The sequence below is a fragment of the Alicyclobacillus sacchari genome (assembly GCF_004366795.1).
Lineage (GTDB): Bacteria > Bacillota > Bacilli > Alicyclobacillales > Alicyclobacillaceae > Alicyclobacillus > Alicyclobacillus sacchari.
The window spans coordinates 88,779-104,984 of record NZ_SORF01000008.1 but is presented as its reverse complement, the minus strand read 5'-3'; the positions used below and the strand labels follow the sequence as shown (position 1 = coordinate 104,984).

At 57.3% G+C, this 16,206-nt stretch carries 18 protein-coding genes and 1 other RNA gene; 13 read left to right on the top strand and 6 right to left on the bottom strand.

All coding sequences use genetic code 11. The features are described from left to right. The first annotated feature begins 228 nt into the window (after nt 1–228). Nucleotides 229–735 (top strand): SdpI family protein, encoded by a 507-nt coding sequence (locus C7445_RS09550; RefSeq protein WP_166669079.1) that lies wholly within the window; start codon nt 229–231, stop codon nt 733–735. Here the strand turns inward: C7445_RS09550 and C7445_RS09545 are convergent. Next, the gene (locus C7445_RS09545; RefSeq protein WP_243835102.1) at nt 732–1,979 is read right to left on the bottom strand and encodes a WD40 repeat domain-containing protein; all 1,248 of its coding nucleotides are present in this window, start codon (nt 1,977–1,979) and stop codon (nt 732–734) included. The genes C7445_RS09550 and C7445_RS09545 overlap by 4 nt on opposite strands. Nucleotides 1,980–2,180: 201 nt before the next feature. Here C7445_RS09545 and C7445_RS09540 point away from each other — a divergent pair, with 201 nt between their 5' ends. Continuing rightward, nucleotides 2,181–3,179 carry a Gfo/Idh/MocA family protein gene (locus C7445_RS09540; RefSeq protein ID WP_134159824.1) on the top strand — a complete coding sequence of 333 codons (999 nt, stop codon included), beginning with the start codon at nt 2,181–2,183 and terminating at the stop codon, nt 3,177–3,179. 1 nt (nt 3,180) lies between these two features. On the opposite strand, the gene C7445_RS09535 is transcribed toward C7445_RS09540, so the two are convergent. Beyond that, complete coding sequence (locus C7445_RS09535; RefSeq protein WP_134159823.1) at nt 3,181–3,714, bottom strand: acyl-CoA thioesterase; 534 nt, start codon at nt 3,712–3,714, stop codon at nt 3,181–3,183. Between the two features lie 225 nt (nt 3,715–3,939). On the opposite strand from C7445_RS09535, the gene C7445_RS09530 reads away from it, so the two are divergent. Beyond that, nucleotides 3,940–5,217 (top strand): sugar efflux transporter, encoded by a 1,278-nt coding sequence (locus tag C7445_RS09530; RefSeq protein ID WP_166669078.1) that lies wholly within the window; start codon nt 3,940–3,942, stop codon nt 5,215–5,217. Between the two features lie 13 nt (nt 5,218–5,230). Here the strand turns inward: C7445_RS09530 and C7445_RS09525 are convergent, their stop codons facing one another. The 4 genes from C7445_RS09525 to C7445_RS09510 all read right to left on the bottom strand — a co-directional run bounded on the left by C7445_RS09525 (nt 5,231) and on the right by C7445_RS09510 (nt 7,979). Further along, a complete protein-coding gene (locus tag C7445_RS09525) occupies nt 5,231–5,860 on the bottom strand; it encodes a spore coat protein (protein ID WP_134159821.1) in 630 nt (209 codons plus the stop codon). A 167-nt stretch (nt 5,861–6,027) separates the two neighbouring features. Then, nucleotides 6,028–6,206: non-coding RNA, 6S RNA (gene ssrS, locus C7445_RS09520), on the bottom strand. A 93-nt stretch (nt 6,207–6,299) separates the two neighbouring features. Beyond that, nucleotides 6,300–7,511 (bottom strand): MFS transporter, encoded by a 1,212-nt coding sequence (locus C7445_RS09515; protein WP_243835101.1) that lies wholly within the window; start codon nt 7,509–7,511, stop codon nt 6,300–6,302. A 117-nt stretch (nt 7,512–7,628) separates the two neighbouring features. Then, entirely contained in the window at nt 7,629–7,979 is a 351-nt protein-coding gene (locus C7445_RS09510; protein ID WP_134159819.1) for a hypothetical protein, read from the bottom strand. A gap of 214 nt (nt 7,980–8,193) precedes the next feature. On the opposite strand from C7445_RS09510, the gene C7445_RS09505 reads away from it, so the two are divergent. The 10 genes from C7445_RS09505 (at nt 8,194) to C7445_RS09460 (ending at nt 16,192) form a co-directional block, all read left to right on the top strand. Then, complete coding sequence (locus tag C7445_RS09505) at nt 8,194–9,102, top strand: Rossmann-like and DUF2520 domain-containing protein (protein WP_243835100.1); 909 nt, start codon at nt 8,194–8,196, stop codon at nt 9,100–9,102. Continuing rightward, nucleotides 9,103–9,972 (top strand): 3-methyl-2-oxobutanoate hydroxymethyltransferase, encoded by an 870-nt coding sequence (panB, locus tag C7445_RS09500; RefSeq protein WP_134159817.1) that lies wholly within the window; start codon nt 9,103–9,105, stop codon nt 9,970–9,972. It begins immediately after the preceding gene. Continuing rightward, nucleotides 9,956–10,825, top strand: coding sequence for a pantoate--beta-alanine ligase (gene panC, locus C7445_RS09495; RefSeq protein WP_424923002.1), 870 nt, complete (start codon nt 9,956–9,958; stop codon nt 10,823–10,825). Before panB ends, panC begins: the two co-directional genes overlap by 17 nt. A 94-nt stretch (nt 10,826–10,919) precedes the next feature. After that, nucleotides 10,920–12,428: an MDR family MFS transporter gene (locus C7445_RS09490; protein ID WP_134159816.1), complete on the top strand. Its 1,509-nt coding sequence runs from the start codon at nt 10,920–10,922 to the stop codon at nt 12,426–12,428. 72 nt (nt 12,429–12,500) lie between these two features. Beyond that, nucleotides 12,501–12,692 carry a YozQ family protein gene (locus tag C7445_RS09485; RefSeq protein WP_134159815.1) on the top strand — a complete coding sequence of 64 codons (192 nt, stop codon included), beginning with the start codon at nt 12,501–12,503 and terminating at the stop codon, nt 12,690–12,692. A 176-nt stretch (nt 12,693–12,868) separates the two neighbouring features. Next, entirely contained in the window at nt 12,869–13,090 is a 222-nt protein-coding gene (locus C7445_RS09480) for a hypothetical protein (protein WP_134159814.1), read from the top strand. A gap of 173 nt (nt 13,091–13,263) precedes the next feature. Next, complete coding sequence (locus C7445_RS09475; protein ID WP_243835099.1) at nt 13,264–13,776, top strand: FMN-binding protein; 513 nt, start codon at nt 13,264–13,266, stop codon at nt 13,774–13,776. 7 nt (nt 13,777–13,783) lie between these two features. Beyond that, nucleotides 13,784–14,701, top strand: coding sequence for an FAD:protein FMN transferase (locus tag C7445_RS09470; protein WP_166669077.1), 918 nt, complete (start codon nt 13,784–13,786; stop codon nt 14,699–14,701). Continuing rightward, nucleotides 14,694–15,521, top strand: a complete 828-nt coding sequence (locus C7445_RS09465) for an RnfABCDGE type electron transport complex subunit D (RefSeq protein ID WP_166669076.1) — start codon at nt 14,694–14,696, stop codon at nt 15,519–15,521. Before C7445_RS09470 ends, C7445_RS09465 begins: the two co-directional genes overlap by 8 nt. Before the next feature lie 23 nt (nt 15,522–15,544). Next, nucleotides 15,545–16,192 (top strand): SGNH/GDSL hydrolase family protein, encoded by a 648-nt coding sequence (locus tag C7445_RS09460; protein WP_134159810.1) that lies wholly within the window; start codon nt 15,545–15,547, stop codon nt 16,190–16,192. The last annotated feature ends 14 nt before the right edge of the window (nt 16,193–16,206 follow it).

The window sequence follows — 16,206 nt, the reverse complement described above, 5'->3', positions numbered from 1 at the left end:
CAAAAAATCATCCCTTCAAAGCGCGAAACCTGCGTGTTACAGGGGCACTGTAGTCGTTATCGGCCCACGCGCGGTCGGCAAACAGTGGAGCACAATAAAATTGTTAGGTACACAACTTCGTGACATCGATGTCGAATCCCTCTGGAAACGTCGTGAATTTCATAATTGCTGTATAGCCAACAGGCTACATACTGAGGCCAAGAGCATGGTACTTTGGAGGTGGCACAGGTGGCTGATAAGCGGAAATCGGCGATCACCTGGTGGGGGTGGGCAGCCTGGGTGGTGGTGTGTGCTGTCAGTGCAGCCCTGTATCCGCAGTTACTCGCCAGCGTGGCGACGGATTTCGATGTCTTTGGCAAGCCGAACGGCTATATGAGCCGATTTGGGGCGACCATTGTCATGCCTCTCATCATGCTTGCACTGATCGGGTGTTGGCACGTTTTGGCGGATCGATCCGAAGCGCGCACAGTACACGACGTTTTGGCCAATTATTTACCGCGCGTCTCACCAAATTGGTTGGTGGGCATTCGCACACCATGGACGCTGGCCAGCGACGAGGCGTGGCGGCGCACCCATCGCGCCGCAGGTGCACTTGGCGTCGTGGCGGGCCTGTTATGCGTCGTTTGTGCATGGGTTGTGCCGTTGCATTTCGCCATTCTTGGCACGCTGGTAATCATTTTCACTTGGGCGGCGGCGGCCACGGTCCTATCCTACGTGTATTTTCGTCGCGGCTAAGCCTGGAGCCTCTGGGTTGAATTTTGCGCGCTGCCCGCAGGCGCCCAAGTAAACGAGACATTACGCTGTCCGCGAAAAGGCGACGCATTGCCTCCTATGAGCGTCCAGGTACCAGTTTGATCCTCCTGCCAGAGGCCTCCGATATCGCCTCCGTCACACACCAGCACACCCTTGGGTGACCAGGCAAAATAGGGCGGCATGGCGTCGGGATCGGATGCTTTCGTTTTGTTCCAGATGCGCACCCAGCGTCCGTTTTGCAACTGAAACAGTTGGCACGCCGTGCCGTCGCTGACCGTCAACACGCCCTTTGGCGACCAACCAAACTCGCGGATCCTGTCCTGCCCAACAGTTGGGCCGCTGCCGCTTACTTCGTGCCAACGCCCCCCGCTCAATTCCCAGAGTCCGGCCGATCCGGACGTATGGCCGGCAACGTACAAATGGCCTTGCGGCGACCAGGCGAACTGTTGCACATCGGCAATGGGGGAGGGCACACCTCCTGCAGGCACCCATTTTCCGTGGTCGTACGCAAACAGGCCATGGCCGCTGGAACCGACCGTGAGTTGCCCGGAAGGCGACCATTGCACCGTCAGCGTATCGCCCGCAAACGGGGTGTTCTCGCCGCCGAGTGCAGTCCATGTTGGCCCGTTTTGCTGCCAGATGGTCGTCGCGCCGTTGTCAGGGATGGAGACGACCGTGAGGACGCCCTTTGGCGACCAAACGATGGCCGTGATGTATCCCAGTTGGGCAGTTCCACTCACCTGTGTCCAGCCTTTACTTGTTCTCTTCCATAGTCCGGCCAATTGCCCATCGTCCGGCGCGGCGTAGAGCGTTCCATCCGGTGCAAAGGCATGAACCTGAACATTGGTATCACCTTGAATCTGCACCGGTTGCCATCCACGGTGATAGGTCCAAAGTGCGCTTCCGCTGCTGCCATCGGTCAATGTGTCGCTATTGCCTGGTGTCGTCGCGGCAACCTCACCGGTTGCGGAGACATCCACCGTTTGAAATGCTGACGAAGGTGCATTGACGACGGATGCAGCCGGTAGGTAGATCCACTTGCCATTGACGAATTCTGCGACGACTGTCGATCCGCCCGCCACCAGAGCTCCTGGTTGTACACGCGCGGGTGGCGCATTTTCCGTTTCTGGCTGCTGCGGTTTGTTCACCGAATCGCACCCTGTCACCACCATGACAGTGGCACAAACGGCGGCGATCAGCCGCATAGCCTGTTTATTTCCGCGCATCAAATCACCTCGAGCCTGATATTACGTGTTCCAACATCAAATCACAAATAGAATGGCGCGAGTGTCATCAAACAGCCAAATGTGCGGAAGGAATTTGCTATACTGAAAGCGTTTTGGCACGGACGGTCGCAAATGATCTGATCGCATAGACGCAAATGGACTCGTGATGACGAGAATCGACAAGCGGATGGAGTGGGACGGATGACGAAACAGAAGTTGCGCTGGGGCGTGCTTGGCTGTGCCGATATCGCGGTGCGCAAGGTGATTCCTGGCATTCAAAAGTCGCAGACTGGCAGCGTGATCGCTGTAGCCAGCCGCAGCCAGGAGAAGGCTGATGCCGCGGCTACGCAGTTTGGCATTGCCCGTGCTTATGGAAACTACGAAGAGTTGCTGGCCGATCGCGATGTCGATGCGGTGTACATCCCGCTGCCCAATCACTTGCACAAGGAATGGACCATTCGCGCGGCCCAGGCGGGGAAACACGTGCTTTGCGAGAAGCCGATCGCGCTCTCGGCGGCGGAAGCTGAGGAGATGGTCGTGGCCTGTGCGAAGGCGGGTGTTCTTCTCGCCGAGGCGTTTATGTATCGCCATCATCCGCGTTACGAACGCATCTCGCAAATTGTGAGAAGCGGCGAGATTGGCGTGATTCGCGGCATTCACGCGACGTTCACGTTCAACAATGCATCCGATTTCGGCAATGTTCGGTATCGCCGGGAATGGGGCGGCGGATCGCTCTATGATGTGGGCTGTTACCCCATCAGTGCCGCGCGGCTCATCCTTGCTGACGAGCCTGTGGCCGCGACGGCGGTCGGTTTCACATCGTCGCAGCATGACGATGTGGACATGATGGTGTCGGGACTCGTCGAATTCCCGAACGCTGTTGGATTGACGTTTGATTGTGCAATGTGGGCCGCCCCGCGCAACACGCTCGAAGTTTTGGGCAGCGATGGGCGAATTGAGGTGGCGAATGCGTTTGTCGGTGAAGATCTGTCGATTAAGGTGATCACGTCGCGTGGCGAGCGCGTCGAGGCGTTTCCGAATCTGGACGCGTATACACTGCAGGCCGACGACTTTGCCGATGCGTTGCTCAACGGGGGGAGTCTTCGGTTCCAACCGGCGGACGCCATCGCGAACATGCGCGTCATCGACGCGTGCTTGCAATCGATGGCGTCTCGTCAGCGGATCGAAATCGCGAAGTGATTCAGTTACCCATCTCCCAGAGGCGGTCAGGCCGTAGATGTTCGGCGAGCAGTTTACTTTGTTCGCGGTGGCGCTTGCGGGCCTCGGCGCGAGCAGGAGCCGTTTCGTGCAGCTTCTTTTCCTCCGGAGACTCTGGCACGACTTTCGGCACGGGGACGGGGCGGCCGTCTGGCCCGAGTGCGACAAAGGTCAGAAAAGCGGTCGCCGCAATCATCCGCTCACCGGTGCGCAGATGCTCGGCGACCACCTTGACGAATACCTCCATGGAGCTGCGGCCAGTCGATGTCACATACGACGTCAAGCAGACGGAATGACCTTCGCGAATCGGAAGCAAGAAGTCGACGCTGTCGGTGGAGGCAGTGACGCATTCTGCGCGTGCGTGTCGTTCTGCTGAAATCGAAGCCACGTCGTCGATGTAGGCCATCAGCTTGCCGCCAAACATCGTGTTGTGATCGTTTAAGTCGGAGGGGAAGACACGAAGGATCTTTGTCGCTCTGGATTCTTTACAAAATTTTTCTTCTCTATTTGTCTCCATCTGAACCTCACCTTTCTTTAGATGTAGACCCCATTTAGGCACCGCGTTTCAATTCCGAAAAAATTGTATCGCAGCTTGCATGAGCCCGCCAAACAGGTGAAGCGGATTCAAGGCCTGCCAATTTCGGCAAACACACAATTTCGTCATGTTTTGACCAGATCTGCAATCCTCAAGGGCCGTGCCATGGTGCTACCATGGTGTAGTTTGATCCGGGAGGGGATCGGCTTGAGTTTTCGTTTGCGGTTTGGTTCGCTCGGTTCGCGTTTGTTGCCTGGCTACGGTACACTCGTGCTCGCCATCACGCTTGTCGGCATTGGGGTTTCCATCACGAGGCCCTATCTGTCTTTGTTTGGTGCCAATGTCGTTCACATGTCGGCGGCCGAGCTTGGGGTCTTCATGTGTGTCAATGGCGTCGGTGGCATTTTGGCAAGCACGTGGCTCGGCAGGTTATCTGATTTACGGGTGGCCAAGAAGTTCATCATGCTCGTCTCGGCCGCCTGTTCCGCTTTGGGGTATGGCGTTTTCCTCGTCTTGCACAGCTATTTGCCGCTGCTCATCGTTTCGACTGTGCTGCTCGGGCTTGGCTCTTCGGTGTTTCCACAGCTGTTCGCGTACGCGCGCGAGACGGCCAGTCGCGTGCCGGGAGTCGACGCGACGTTTGCCACCTCATCGCTCAGGTCGTTCTTTTCATTGGCATGGGTCATCGGACCTTTGCTCGGGTCCTATCTGTTGCAGGTCTGCCACTTTTCCGGCTTGTTCGCCGCGACAGCCTTGTTATTTGCAGCCGTGTTTGCGATCGTCGTTTGGCGGATCGAGCGGCGGCCGCCTGCTGGTATTCAGGGTTCGCGGCCGATCAAATCGTTTGCCATGTTGCGAGATGGTCATATTGTGACCGCGTGCCTCTCCTATGTTGCCGTTTATACCGCGTCGTCCATGAATGGACTGTACATGCCACTCTTCGTGACGAAGGAACTGCATGGTTCGGACAGGGTGGTGGGCTCTGTGGTCGCGTTGAGCGCGGGCCTCGAAATTCCCATCATTCTTGGGCTCGGTGTCCTGAGTGTGCGGATCGGAAAGCGGCCTTTGCTTTTATTCGGCTCTGTCTGCGGTGCTATGTACTACGTAGGCGCCTGGCTTGCCCAGAAACCATGGGAAATGCTGGCGCTCCAGCTTCTCTGCGCGACGTTTATCGCCATCAGCGTGAGCATCGGCATGAGCTATATGCAGGATTTCATGCCGGGCACCCCCGGGGCCGCGACGGCGCTGTACAGCAATACGAACAACCTAGGGCAGATGCTCGGCAGCTTGCTGGGCGGCGCCATCGCACAGTGGGCCGGGTATCGCGACGTGTATCTACTGTGCACCGCACTGGCCGCGATCAGCTGGCTTCTGTTGCTTCGCGGCAAACGGTTCAAGGCAGAGGAAACGAAGGCGCTGCACGCCGCTTTGTCGTCGCCAGACGCTGCGACACAGCAGAGGCAGCGAGCGGTGAACGGAGATTAGCCCGCGGCTGTTGTCATTGATAACGATGGCCGGGCATCGTCATACCAGTTTGTTGCGTTTGTGGTTGCGATCCGCTTGCATATTGGGCGGCAGGCTGATGATAAGGAACTTCCTGATAGGTTTGCGCTAGGGTTTGTACGGCCTGAGCGGGTGCCTGCTGCGCCGCATACCAGCCTTTGCGGACCGCGTATTGCCACACCTCAAACGCCTGGTGCGAGCACATCCGGAATGCGTCTTCCAAAAACGTGCGCATCTGCACGGTGGATGTCTCGAACGCGGCCCACGCGTACTCGCGCCCGGCTCGCTTGAGCGTCAGCAGATACGACGTCGTAATGGCGCGATCATCAAGCTGTTGCAACTTGACCTGCGGTTGCACAGGCTGTACGGACATCGATTGCATCGGCATGGGCTGCATGGACGGCAGCGGGGGAACGTCCAGCGTATCGGTCGATCCCTGTTGCTGTTTGGCAAATTCGACTTTCATGTTGTAATCTTGCACATGCACCGCGTAGTGCCTGGCAATCATGTCGCGCAGTTCCTGATCCTGTGCTTGGTTCAAAAACAGCGCCATCGACTGAATCGAGTTTGTGCAGCTGAGCAAAAGTTCATTGAGTTCTGCCATTTCATGCGTCAACATCTGCATCGTATCATCCTCCCAAAGAGATTACTTGTTTCCTCGTCGATTAACATATGGATCCTGCTGTGGGTTATACGTTCAAATCAGGATGAAGAATCACGCCGCTTTGAGATGTTGTGTACGGAAACAAAAAACCGCCCCCCAATGCATTGCGCATCGAGGAACGGCTTCGTATGTACCCCGTTCTGCCGTGGGACAATCGGTTTTGAACCTGCTCTCACAGGTGGGTACCCTATCGCCTGAATCAACCTTCCACTCATGGAGGCATGGCATCTTCAAGCTGGAATCGGATTCCCATATTACTCGCCATAGATTAAAACCAAAAAATGTCCCACCAACATCACAGGAGTTTGTGTTCGTCAGTGTAACACGTTTTGCAAGGGATCGCCAGCGAAGCGAAGTGTAAGTTATTGGATTACCGCGAGCCGCATTGTATATGTACCCTCTATGCTTTCCGTCGAAAGATGGATCGTGGGCTTTTCTCATGAATAGGCTGCAGGGAAGCGTCACGTGATTTCCTATGTACAGGGCCGCGACCGCCGCCAGTGCCAGCTTGAATGCCCCACACGCTATACCATGCGGCCAACAGGCACACTCCCGCCATGATCCCAAACACCCACGATTGCCCAAACCTGGCGAGTAACGAAACGACCGGAGGGCCAGCAGCCACGCCGATGAAACGGGTGCTTGTGTAGACAGACGTGATCGAACCGCGTTGCGCTTTACGGATACTTTCCGTAATCAACGCATCGGTGGCTGGCAGGGCGGCACCAATGCCTATGCCGGTGACACACACGGCAACAGCGACCCAGAACATCCCAGGTACCATGGCGCCGATGAGCGATCCGCAGCTCGCCACGATTCCGCCGATGACAGCTGTGTATTTCATACGCCGCTTGTGATTGCCAATGACGCGCCCGGCGAAATAGGAGGTTAGGCACAAACAACCCAGTGGAATCGCGAGGATCAGGCCCTTTAGGATGCCGTCCATGTTCCAATCGGACTCCAGCCTGTCGGATAGATACACGAGCGTGCCGAATAAAACGAACATCGCTGAGGCACCGGTGAAAAACACGGCCAACAACCAGCGCAGATGTCTGTGCACCAAGGAGAACAATTCGGAGACGCTGGGAGGCCGCGCAAGCTCCTCGCCACGGCGCTTTGGCACGCGCACGCACCATGCGACCATGATGCCGGAGATGAGACACAGCACCGGAATGGCGTAAAACGGCAATGAAAATCCCCACATTGCCAATGCCGCGCCGAGGAGGGGACTGAGCACCTTGCCAAACGTGTTTGACATCTCGATGGTACCAAGCGCCTTACTGACTTCGTCGTCGCGCTTCAGCATATCTCCGACGAGCGGCATTGCAATGGGCATGGCTCCGGCGGATCCGGCCCCCTGGATGAAGCGGCCTGCGAGCACCCAGCCGTAGCTGTGAAACAGGCTTGCTCCGATTCCCGCGACCAGTCCACCGACAGCCGTCATTGCAAGTGCAGGTAGGATGACCCGCTTGCGGCCGATCCGGTCCGACACAAATCCGGCTACTGGAATGAGAACGATCGCGATGATCGAATACGCCGTGATGATGAGGCTGCTTTGAAAGGCGCTAATGTCGAGCTTGCGCTGCAGGATAGGAAGTACCGGGATCATCATCGAGTTGCCCAGCGTTACAATGAGCGGAATCGTCGCGACGCTCGCGACGTCCCAGCGCTTATCTGCCTCGATAAGAAGTCCCCCTCTCAGGCTGTGCGCATCTCCCTTGTCTGTGCGTCACTCGTGCGTCCGCCGGAACAAAAGGGCCGACATCGCGATGATGCCGACGACGTCAAAGTACGCGAGTGAGTGATCCACGACGGAATAAGGACTGGTCGCCCAAGTGACGTTGGTCCAAAATGCGGGGCTCAAAATCAGGTCCATCGCACACATGACGAGGATACCCGCGCCGACGCCACGAAAGCCTCCGAACAAGGCGACGGCGCCAAGCACGACGGCCGCCGGCTCAAGCCGCAGCACGCCAAATGTCGGCGTGATGGCGCACAAGATGGCGATGGAAAGCGCGACGAGCCCGCAAATTCGAGCGTATTTTGGCACCGAAGCAGAGGATTGCAGCCATTTCTCCATATCGATTCCCCCCAGGGTGGTTCGTTTTCTGGTTGAGCGAGGGTCTGCCGCAAGCATCCTGTGGATGCTTCGACGTTTCCCTTAGGATCTGGTGTACCACTGGCGCGAGTGCGCTATACCCGTTTCGCCTGTGTTCATACGCGTTCCACATTCGCATGGAAGATTGGTACAATTACCTGCGGATGAGATGTCAACATGGGGAGTCGAACGCGAATTGGCAGATCACGAAGAGTCGATAAATTCGCTGTCCTCTGTGATGGCCATCGTTGGCCCTGGCAGGGTTGGAACGGCCTTGGCGTGTGCTTGCAAAGCTATGGGAGCCGACGTTGTTTGTGCTCTGCAACGGGACGAAGGCAGTCACCACGCCTCTCGCTTTCGACAAGCGACCGGCGTCCCTGTCCTAAAATGGAGCGACGCCGCGTCGCAGGTTCGGGCCGCAGATGTGATCTGGGTCACAGTTCCGGATCGAGAGATTTCTAATGTTGCCGCTCGCTTGTGCGAACTCGACATGATACGTCCCGGTCAGATGATCATCCATACCTCGGGTGCGCTGGCGAGTACCGCGCTTGCCGTAGCGGCGGATCGCGGTGCTCGCGTGGGCAGCGTGCATCCATTGCAGACGTTTGCCGATCACGCCGATGGTGCCAAGGCCCTGACAGGGATCGCGATTGCCGTGGAAGGCCATCCCGACGTCGTGCAGGCGGCCTTTGCCTGGGCAAGGCACTGGGGAGGTCACCCATTCCTCTTGGCCGCGCAGGACAAAGTCGCCTATCACGCCGCGGCGGTCCTCGCGTCGAATGCCTTGGTGGCACTTTTAGCGACGGCCGCGAGATTGGCTCCGCTGCCAGATGGCGTGCGCAGTTTGCTGCCTTTGGTTCGCGGCACCATCGAGAACGTGGATCGACTAGGCATACCACAGGCGTTGACCGGGCCTATCGAACGGGGAGACGTTTCAACCGTGGCGAAACACCTCGCCGCGCTCGTCAGCGATCCGCAGGCCCATGCCGTGTACCTCGCGTTGGCCCGGGCAACCGTGCCTATCGCCCATGCGAAGGGCGGCATCGGTGACGAGCAGGCTGACGAATTCACGCAATGGCTTGGATCTGAAACAGGGGGAGTCTAAATGGCAAAGAACGTAACCGTGCGAACACTCGCCAAGATGAAGCAGGCTGGCGAAAAGATTGCAATGATGACGGCATATGACTATCCCACGGCGCGGCTGCTGTCGGAGGCGGGCGTGCATATATTGTTAATTGGCGATTCGCTGGGGATGGTGGTGCAAGGGCAGTCGACGACCGTCCCAGTCACGTTGGATCAGATGATTTACCACGCGAGCATGGTGTCGCGCGGTGCGACAAACGGCGCCATGGTTGTCGCAGATTTGCCGTTCCTAACCTACCAAGTCACGCCCGAGGAGGCGATGCGCAGCGCCGCACGCATCATGCAAGAAGGCGGCGTGCACGGCTTGAAGTTGGAAGGTGGGCGGGAACTGGCGCCGACGATCACGAGACTCGTACAGGCTGGTGTTCCCGTCATGGGACATATCGGTCTGACACCGCAATCGGTACATGCGTTTGGCGGATTTGCCGTCCAAGGAAAAACGGCGGACGCGGCGATGCAGATGATCGAGGATGCGAAGGCGCTTGAGGAAGCGGGGGCGTTTGCCATCGTTCTCGAGGCCGTACCGGCAGAAGTTGCCGCCGCTGTGACGGAACGGCTTGCGATCCCGACCATCGGGATTGGCGCAGGCGCCCTGTGCGATGGCCAGGTGCTCGTCTTCCACGATTTCATCGGATATACGTCGGGCTACATCCCGAAACACAACAAGCGCTACGCCGCCATTGCCGACACCATTGTGACGGCGGCACAGCAGTACGTCGATGAGGTGCAGACGGGTACCTTCCCAGGCGAAGAACAGACGGTTCACCTGCAGCGAAACGAGCACGAAGCGTTTTTGGAGATGTTGCAGCGAAAGGATGAGAATCTTGACTAAGTCGTTTATGCAAAGCGAAACCATTGCTGGCGTCCGTCAAGCGGTCGCGGCGGCGAGAGCGGATGGCAAGCGGATCGCGCTCGTGCCAACGATGGGCTATCTGCATGAGGGCCATCTCGCGCTGGTCGAGGCCGCGAGCCGCGAGGCGGATTTCGTTGTGGTAAGCATCTTTGTAAATCCTCTGCAGTTCGGTGCCAATGAAGATCTAAGTAGCTATCCGCGCGATCTTGATCGGGATTTGCGCCTGCTTGCCACAAGTGGCCAGTGCGACGTGGCGTTCACGCCTACGGTCGCCGAGATGTATCCGCAGCAGATGGCGACAACGGTGCAACTTCCAGAGATGGCTGCCAAGCTGTGTGGCAAGACGCGGCCTGGCCACTTTGCCGGCGTTGCGACGGTCGTCTCAAAACTATTTCATATTGTCGCTCCCGACGTGGCGTGCTTTGGCCAAAAGGACGGCCAGCAACTCGCCATCATCCGCCGCATGGTCGCCGACCTGAACATGCCCATACGCATTGTCTCCGTGCCGACGGTGCGCGAGCCCGATGGACTCGCGAAAAGTTCGCGCAACGTCTACCTGACACCTGATGAGCGCGATCACGCAGTCATACTCTATCGAACGCTCGCCTGGGCGCAGGGGGAAATTGCGCGTGGCAACCGCGACGGCCAAGCGATTGCGTCCGGCATGCGCGAGCGCATCGTGGCGGATCCCGTCGCCCGCTTGGATTATGCCGAGGTCGTCTCGTTGGCTAACCTGGAGTCGATCGACGTGATCGAAGGGGATGTCATGCTCGCGGTAGCCGCCTATTTCGGCAAGGCGCGCCTCATTGACAACGTGCAATTGAGCGTGTGACGACCTTGTAGAAAATACTTGAAAAAGTATAGTGAGTTTCGTTATGGTAAGGCGGCGAGTTGTTTGCCATTGATATTGAGGAGGGAAATCCCGAGTGCGACACACAAACCGCCAAATGGTGACGGTTGCAATGTTGGTCGCCGTGTTCCTCGTCGCTATTGACGTCACCGTTGTCAGTACGGCGATGCCGCACATCGTGCGCGAATTGCACGGTCTCAGTCTTTATAGCTGGGTGTTTGCCATCTACACGCTCACAACCAGTGTGACGACACCAATATACGGAAAGTTAGCCGACCTCTTTGGCCGCAAAGTGATTTTTAGCATCGGTGTCATTCTATTCGTTCTTGGGTCCGCTCTTTCCGGTGCGTCACAAAACATGACGGAATTGGTCTGGTTCCGCGCTTTTCAAGGAATTGGCGCTGGCGCCGTGATGCCTGTTACCTTTACCATCATCGGCGATCTTTTCCCTGGTGAACAGCGTGCGCGTATGCAAGGGCTGTTCAGCTCGGTATGGGGCGTGGCTGGCCTGCTCGGGCCGCTCGTCGGCGGTCTGTTTGTCGATCACGTTAGCTGGCGTTGGATCTTCTATATCAACGTGCCGGTTGGCGCCGTTTCCTTTATTTTGGTGCTGCTGTTCTTGCATGAGAAGTTTGAGCGACACACGAAATCTATCGATTATCTCGGTGCGGCCGTCTTCACCGTCGGCGTATCCGCTTTGCTTTACGCCTTGTTGAACGGTGGCAGCAAGTACGCTTGGAATAGTGGCATCGTCATTGGCTTGTTTGTCGTGGCCGCTGTGTTTCTTGCAGGATTTGTCTGGATTGAGCGGATGGCAAAGGAACCTATGTTGCCGTTGAGTTTATTTTCGAATCCGGTCATCGCCGTCTCGAACGTGATCGGCTTTCTTTCGAGTTTCGTGTTGATTGGTGCCAACGTATATCTACCGATGTGGATTCAAACCATCCTCGGCCACAGTGCGACCAGTTCCGGCCTGACACTTATGCCGATGTCGATTGCGTGGCCGCTCGGGTCGACATTTGCCGGACGTTTCATGTATCGCGTCGGAGCGAAGCGGACGACGGTGATTGGCGCCATCTTGGTCGCCTGTGCCACCCTTTGGTTGTTGGCCGTCGCGCTGCACTCACCTTATTGGTTCTTCGTGGGCATCATGGTGGTCATGGGCCTCGGCATGGGCTACATGACGACGCCGACCACGGTGATGATTCAATCGGCGGTGCCCTGGCACATGCGCGGCGCAGCGACGGGATCGAATCAGTTCTCGCGATCTCTCGGCCAAACCATTGGTGTCACAGTCTTCGGAGCACTCTTTAACGCTGGGATTCAGGATTACGCCACACGGCATGCACAAGGTGTTTCTGGGCTGAATCCAAGTCGCCTTACCGGCATCCTCAATGAGCTTAGCGGCGGCGGTTCGGCCGCAGGTCTTTCGGCAAGGATGAAGCAGTTTGTCGATCAAATGCTTGCCCATGCATTACACCACATTTTCATCACGATGTTTGGTATCGGCTTATTGACGCTTATCGTCTCGTGGTTCCTCCCTTCGCATCAAAAGGTGATGGAACAACAAAAGCAGGTCGCTTGAGATTGGGTATGTATTGTGAACTCCCGGCCACACTACGTTTGACGATCACATTCGGTGGACGGGGGGATGCCTGTGAAGAGGCCGTATGTGCCAGAGGTGGAAGTTGACCATCCTTTGCACGATGATGGCGAGGGTCTGCGCGTGACGCGCGAACAGGTCCGAGATGTCTACTTTGCCGGCACCAGTGACGGCATCGTCTTTCTGGACGAAGGTCGTGTACGGAATCTGCAGGCGACAGCCGGCATCCCGGATGACGTCGAATGAGGATTGTCCAAAAGCAGGGCGGGTTGGCCATCTAGCGTTGGTCATCCTGCCCTGCTTTGCGTCTTCTTCCTGACCTTCGGCGCTTGTCCATGTCAATTCGGGACAAGGCAGCATTGTATACGGTGTGTTCGCTGCCATGGGGCGGGCACGAATGTCAGGAAGGCAGGTGAAGGAACGTGAAGACATCGACTGTGGTTCTGACCATCGACAATCGCACAAACCGGGTCTTGCGGTCCATCAGCAGTGCAGGGGCTCCGCAGTTCCGCCGCGGTGCTCTGGCGCGCACGGCCATCTACCGTCTCTTGCACAACGGCTACGTCGAAGCGTCGAGTTTTGAGGGCAGGTTCTTCACAGTACTCGGCTTTGTCGAAGAGACCGAGAAGGGTATCGAGGAGTAACTGAGCAGCAAACAAAACAGGCTGGCCGGATGCCAGTCTGTTTTGTTTTGGTATGGTATGATTGGGGCCTTTCGAGGGAACCGCCAATCGTTTTTCAAGATTCAGAGGCTATACTGCTTACTGGAATCATCGTTTGAACCACATTCTGATACGGGTAGAGCGGGGTGATGTGGATGGCGAAGCAAATGAGTAAGCAGCTGATTGCGATGTGCACCGTGGCGCTTGGCGCGATGTATGCCGCAGGCTATGCCGTGACCGCACAATCCGCAGATAAACCGGTGGTCGGTGTGCCAAGCGGCGGATCGGGCACGACCAGCCGAAACGAACGGCCTGCTTCGACGCATACGACCAACGATACAGCGACAGCCGGCAACCGTGAGACAAGCCGGCCAAAGTCGACAGCAAAATACATAGATGGGACTTATCAAGGCTCCGGATCTGACCAAATTGGCACCGTTGTCGTTTCGGTGATCATCCGGGACGGTAAAATTGCGCAAGTGGAAATCACGCAGTGCGACACTCACTATCCGCAAAGCGATATCGATCCCGTGCTGCCGAACGAAGTGATCGCAAAGCAAAGTGCCGATGTGGACTTTGTCTCCGGTGCTACGCTCAGTTCGTACGCGTTTGCGATGGCGGTTCAACAGGCCTTGGACCAGGCACAGAATCCAAACGATAAAGGGTGAGATGCCGATGGAGCGGCCGGCTTCTGTGCAGAAGGCGTTCGTCGCGATGGACACGCGGGTAGCCATAACAGGAGTATCGCGGCACCATGCGGAGGCTGACATCGGACTTCGCATCGAGAGCGCAATCCGTCCGTTTTACGAAGTTGAGGCGAGCTGTTCGCGGTTCCGTTCCGACAGCGAGGTCAGGCGGCTGCTCCACCACGTCGGCGAAGCTGTTGTCGTGTCGCCTTTGTTGTATCATCCGCTGCGATTTGCGCTTACGATCGCGGACATCACGGCTGGTCAGTTCGATCCCGCCGTTGGCCGCCGCATGGAACGCCTTGGCTTTGCGATCGATTATCAATCCGGCTGCTCCATCGCCAGCGTATCGGTACCGGACGACGTGACGTATCGGGACATCACGTTGGATGATGAGCACCGGACCGTGACGCTGCACCGACCGGTTGTGATCGATCTCGGTGCAGTCGCGAAGGGCTTCGCTGTCGATCTCGCCGCAACGCAATTGCAGGAACTCGATGGCTTTGTCATCGATGCAGGTGGCGATATCTATGCCGGTGGGCTTCGTCCGGACGGCAAGCCGTGGCGGATCGGTATCCGCCATCCGCGCGTGTCCGGTGCCACTGTGGCGACCTTAGCCATATCGAATTGCGCGGTCTGTACATCGGGCGATTATGAGCGCAAAAGCCGAGTTGAGCCAGGGGCATCGCATATTGTTCTGCCGCAACGAGGAGGGACTTCGCCGGCGAGTGTGACCGTGATCGCCCGCTATGCGATGATGGCAGATGCGTTGTCGACGGCGGCGATGGTGCTTGGCCCCGACGAGGGAAGGGCCCTGCTCGCCAAGTGTGGCGTCGAAGGACTGTTCATCATGCCGGATTTATCGACGTTTACAACGGACCAATGGGAGGTGTACACAGATGAGTGAAGCGCATACGATCCCGCTGGCGCGGCGGCGACATTCGAAGCTAATGCGCTATCTGCGGACGCCGAAAGGGTTTGTGCTCGTGCTGTTGTGCGTGCTCATGTGTATCGGCGCGATCGACAGTGGCACGCTGCGCGGTGTCGCCAATGTCTTGGTCGCGGTGGCCACCGCGGTAGCCTGTGACACCGTCGCACTCTGGTTGCGCCGCTATCCTGTTCGGCTGTCTGACGGTGGCTTGGTGACGGCCATCATCATCGGCCTGGTACTCGCCGCAGACACTCCGATTCCTGTCGTCATGGCCACGACGGCCATCGCCATTGCGTCCAAGCATGTGCTGAAGATTGGCCGCAAGCCCATCTTGAATCCGGCGGCGGTCGGCTTACTCGTCGCCGTTGCAGGATTCCACGCCAGCGAAAGTTGGTGGGGTGATTTATCCGCCATGCCGGCGTGGAGCGCCGCGATCCTGCTCGTCATCGGCTACGCCATCGTCCAGCGTGTCAACAAGTTCCCGCAATTCTTCTCATTTTTTGCGGTCTATCTAGCTTTTTTCGCCTTCGAAGGCGCTTTTCACGTCGCTTTGGCCGCAGACGCGTTTCGTAACCCGATCATCAATTCAGCATTGTTTCTCGCCTGTTTCATGTTGACCGATCCGCCCACGTCACCGGCCCGCTATCGCCACCAGATTGGGTTTGGTGCTATTTCAGCCATCGTCAGCAGCTTGATCTACCTGACTTTTGGCGGCCTGTTGTATTTGTTCATCGGTCTGATGGCGGCAAACCTATGGAAACTTTGGATAACGCGTCAGAAAAGTGTGCTAGGATAGATAGGAACGGAGGCGAGTGTGGGATGCGGTTAGAAGCAAACAGCAAACTTGTGATGATTGGCGATTCCATCACCGACTGCGGCCGCAATCAACCGATCGGCGAAGCGCCTCGCGGCGGGCTCGGCTTTGGTTACGTCGCGTTTGTCGACGGTTTATTGCAGGCATTGTATCCAGATCGGCCAATACGCGTCGTCAACGTCGGGACGAGCGGCAATACCGTGGTCGATTTGCAAGAGCGCTGGCAGCGCGACGTGATTGATCAGCGCCCCGACTACGTGTCGGTGATGATTGGGGTTAACGATGTCTGGCGGCAGTTCGATTCGCGCCTATTGTACGAGAACCATGTCAGTCTGGATCGTTATCGAGAGACGTTGCGGTCACTGGTCACCAAGACACTTCCGCGCGTAAAGGAAATGTTCTTGTTAAGCCCATTTTTCCTCGAACTCAATCGGAGTGATCCGATGCGCGCGATGGTAGACGCATACGCGGATTCCATGAAAACGGTTGCGGAAGAGACCGGTGCGACGTTCATCGATATTCAGGCTGAGTTTGATGAGCGCCTGCAGCACCTGACCACGTGGAGTTGGTCTGGGGATCGCGTTCATCCGTACGTGAGTGGACACATGGTCATTGCCAGGGCCTTTTTGCGCGAAATCGGCGTGCAATGTTAGATGTGGCTATGGCT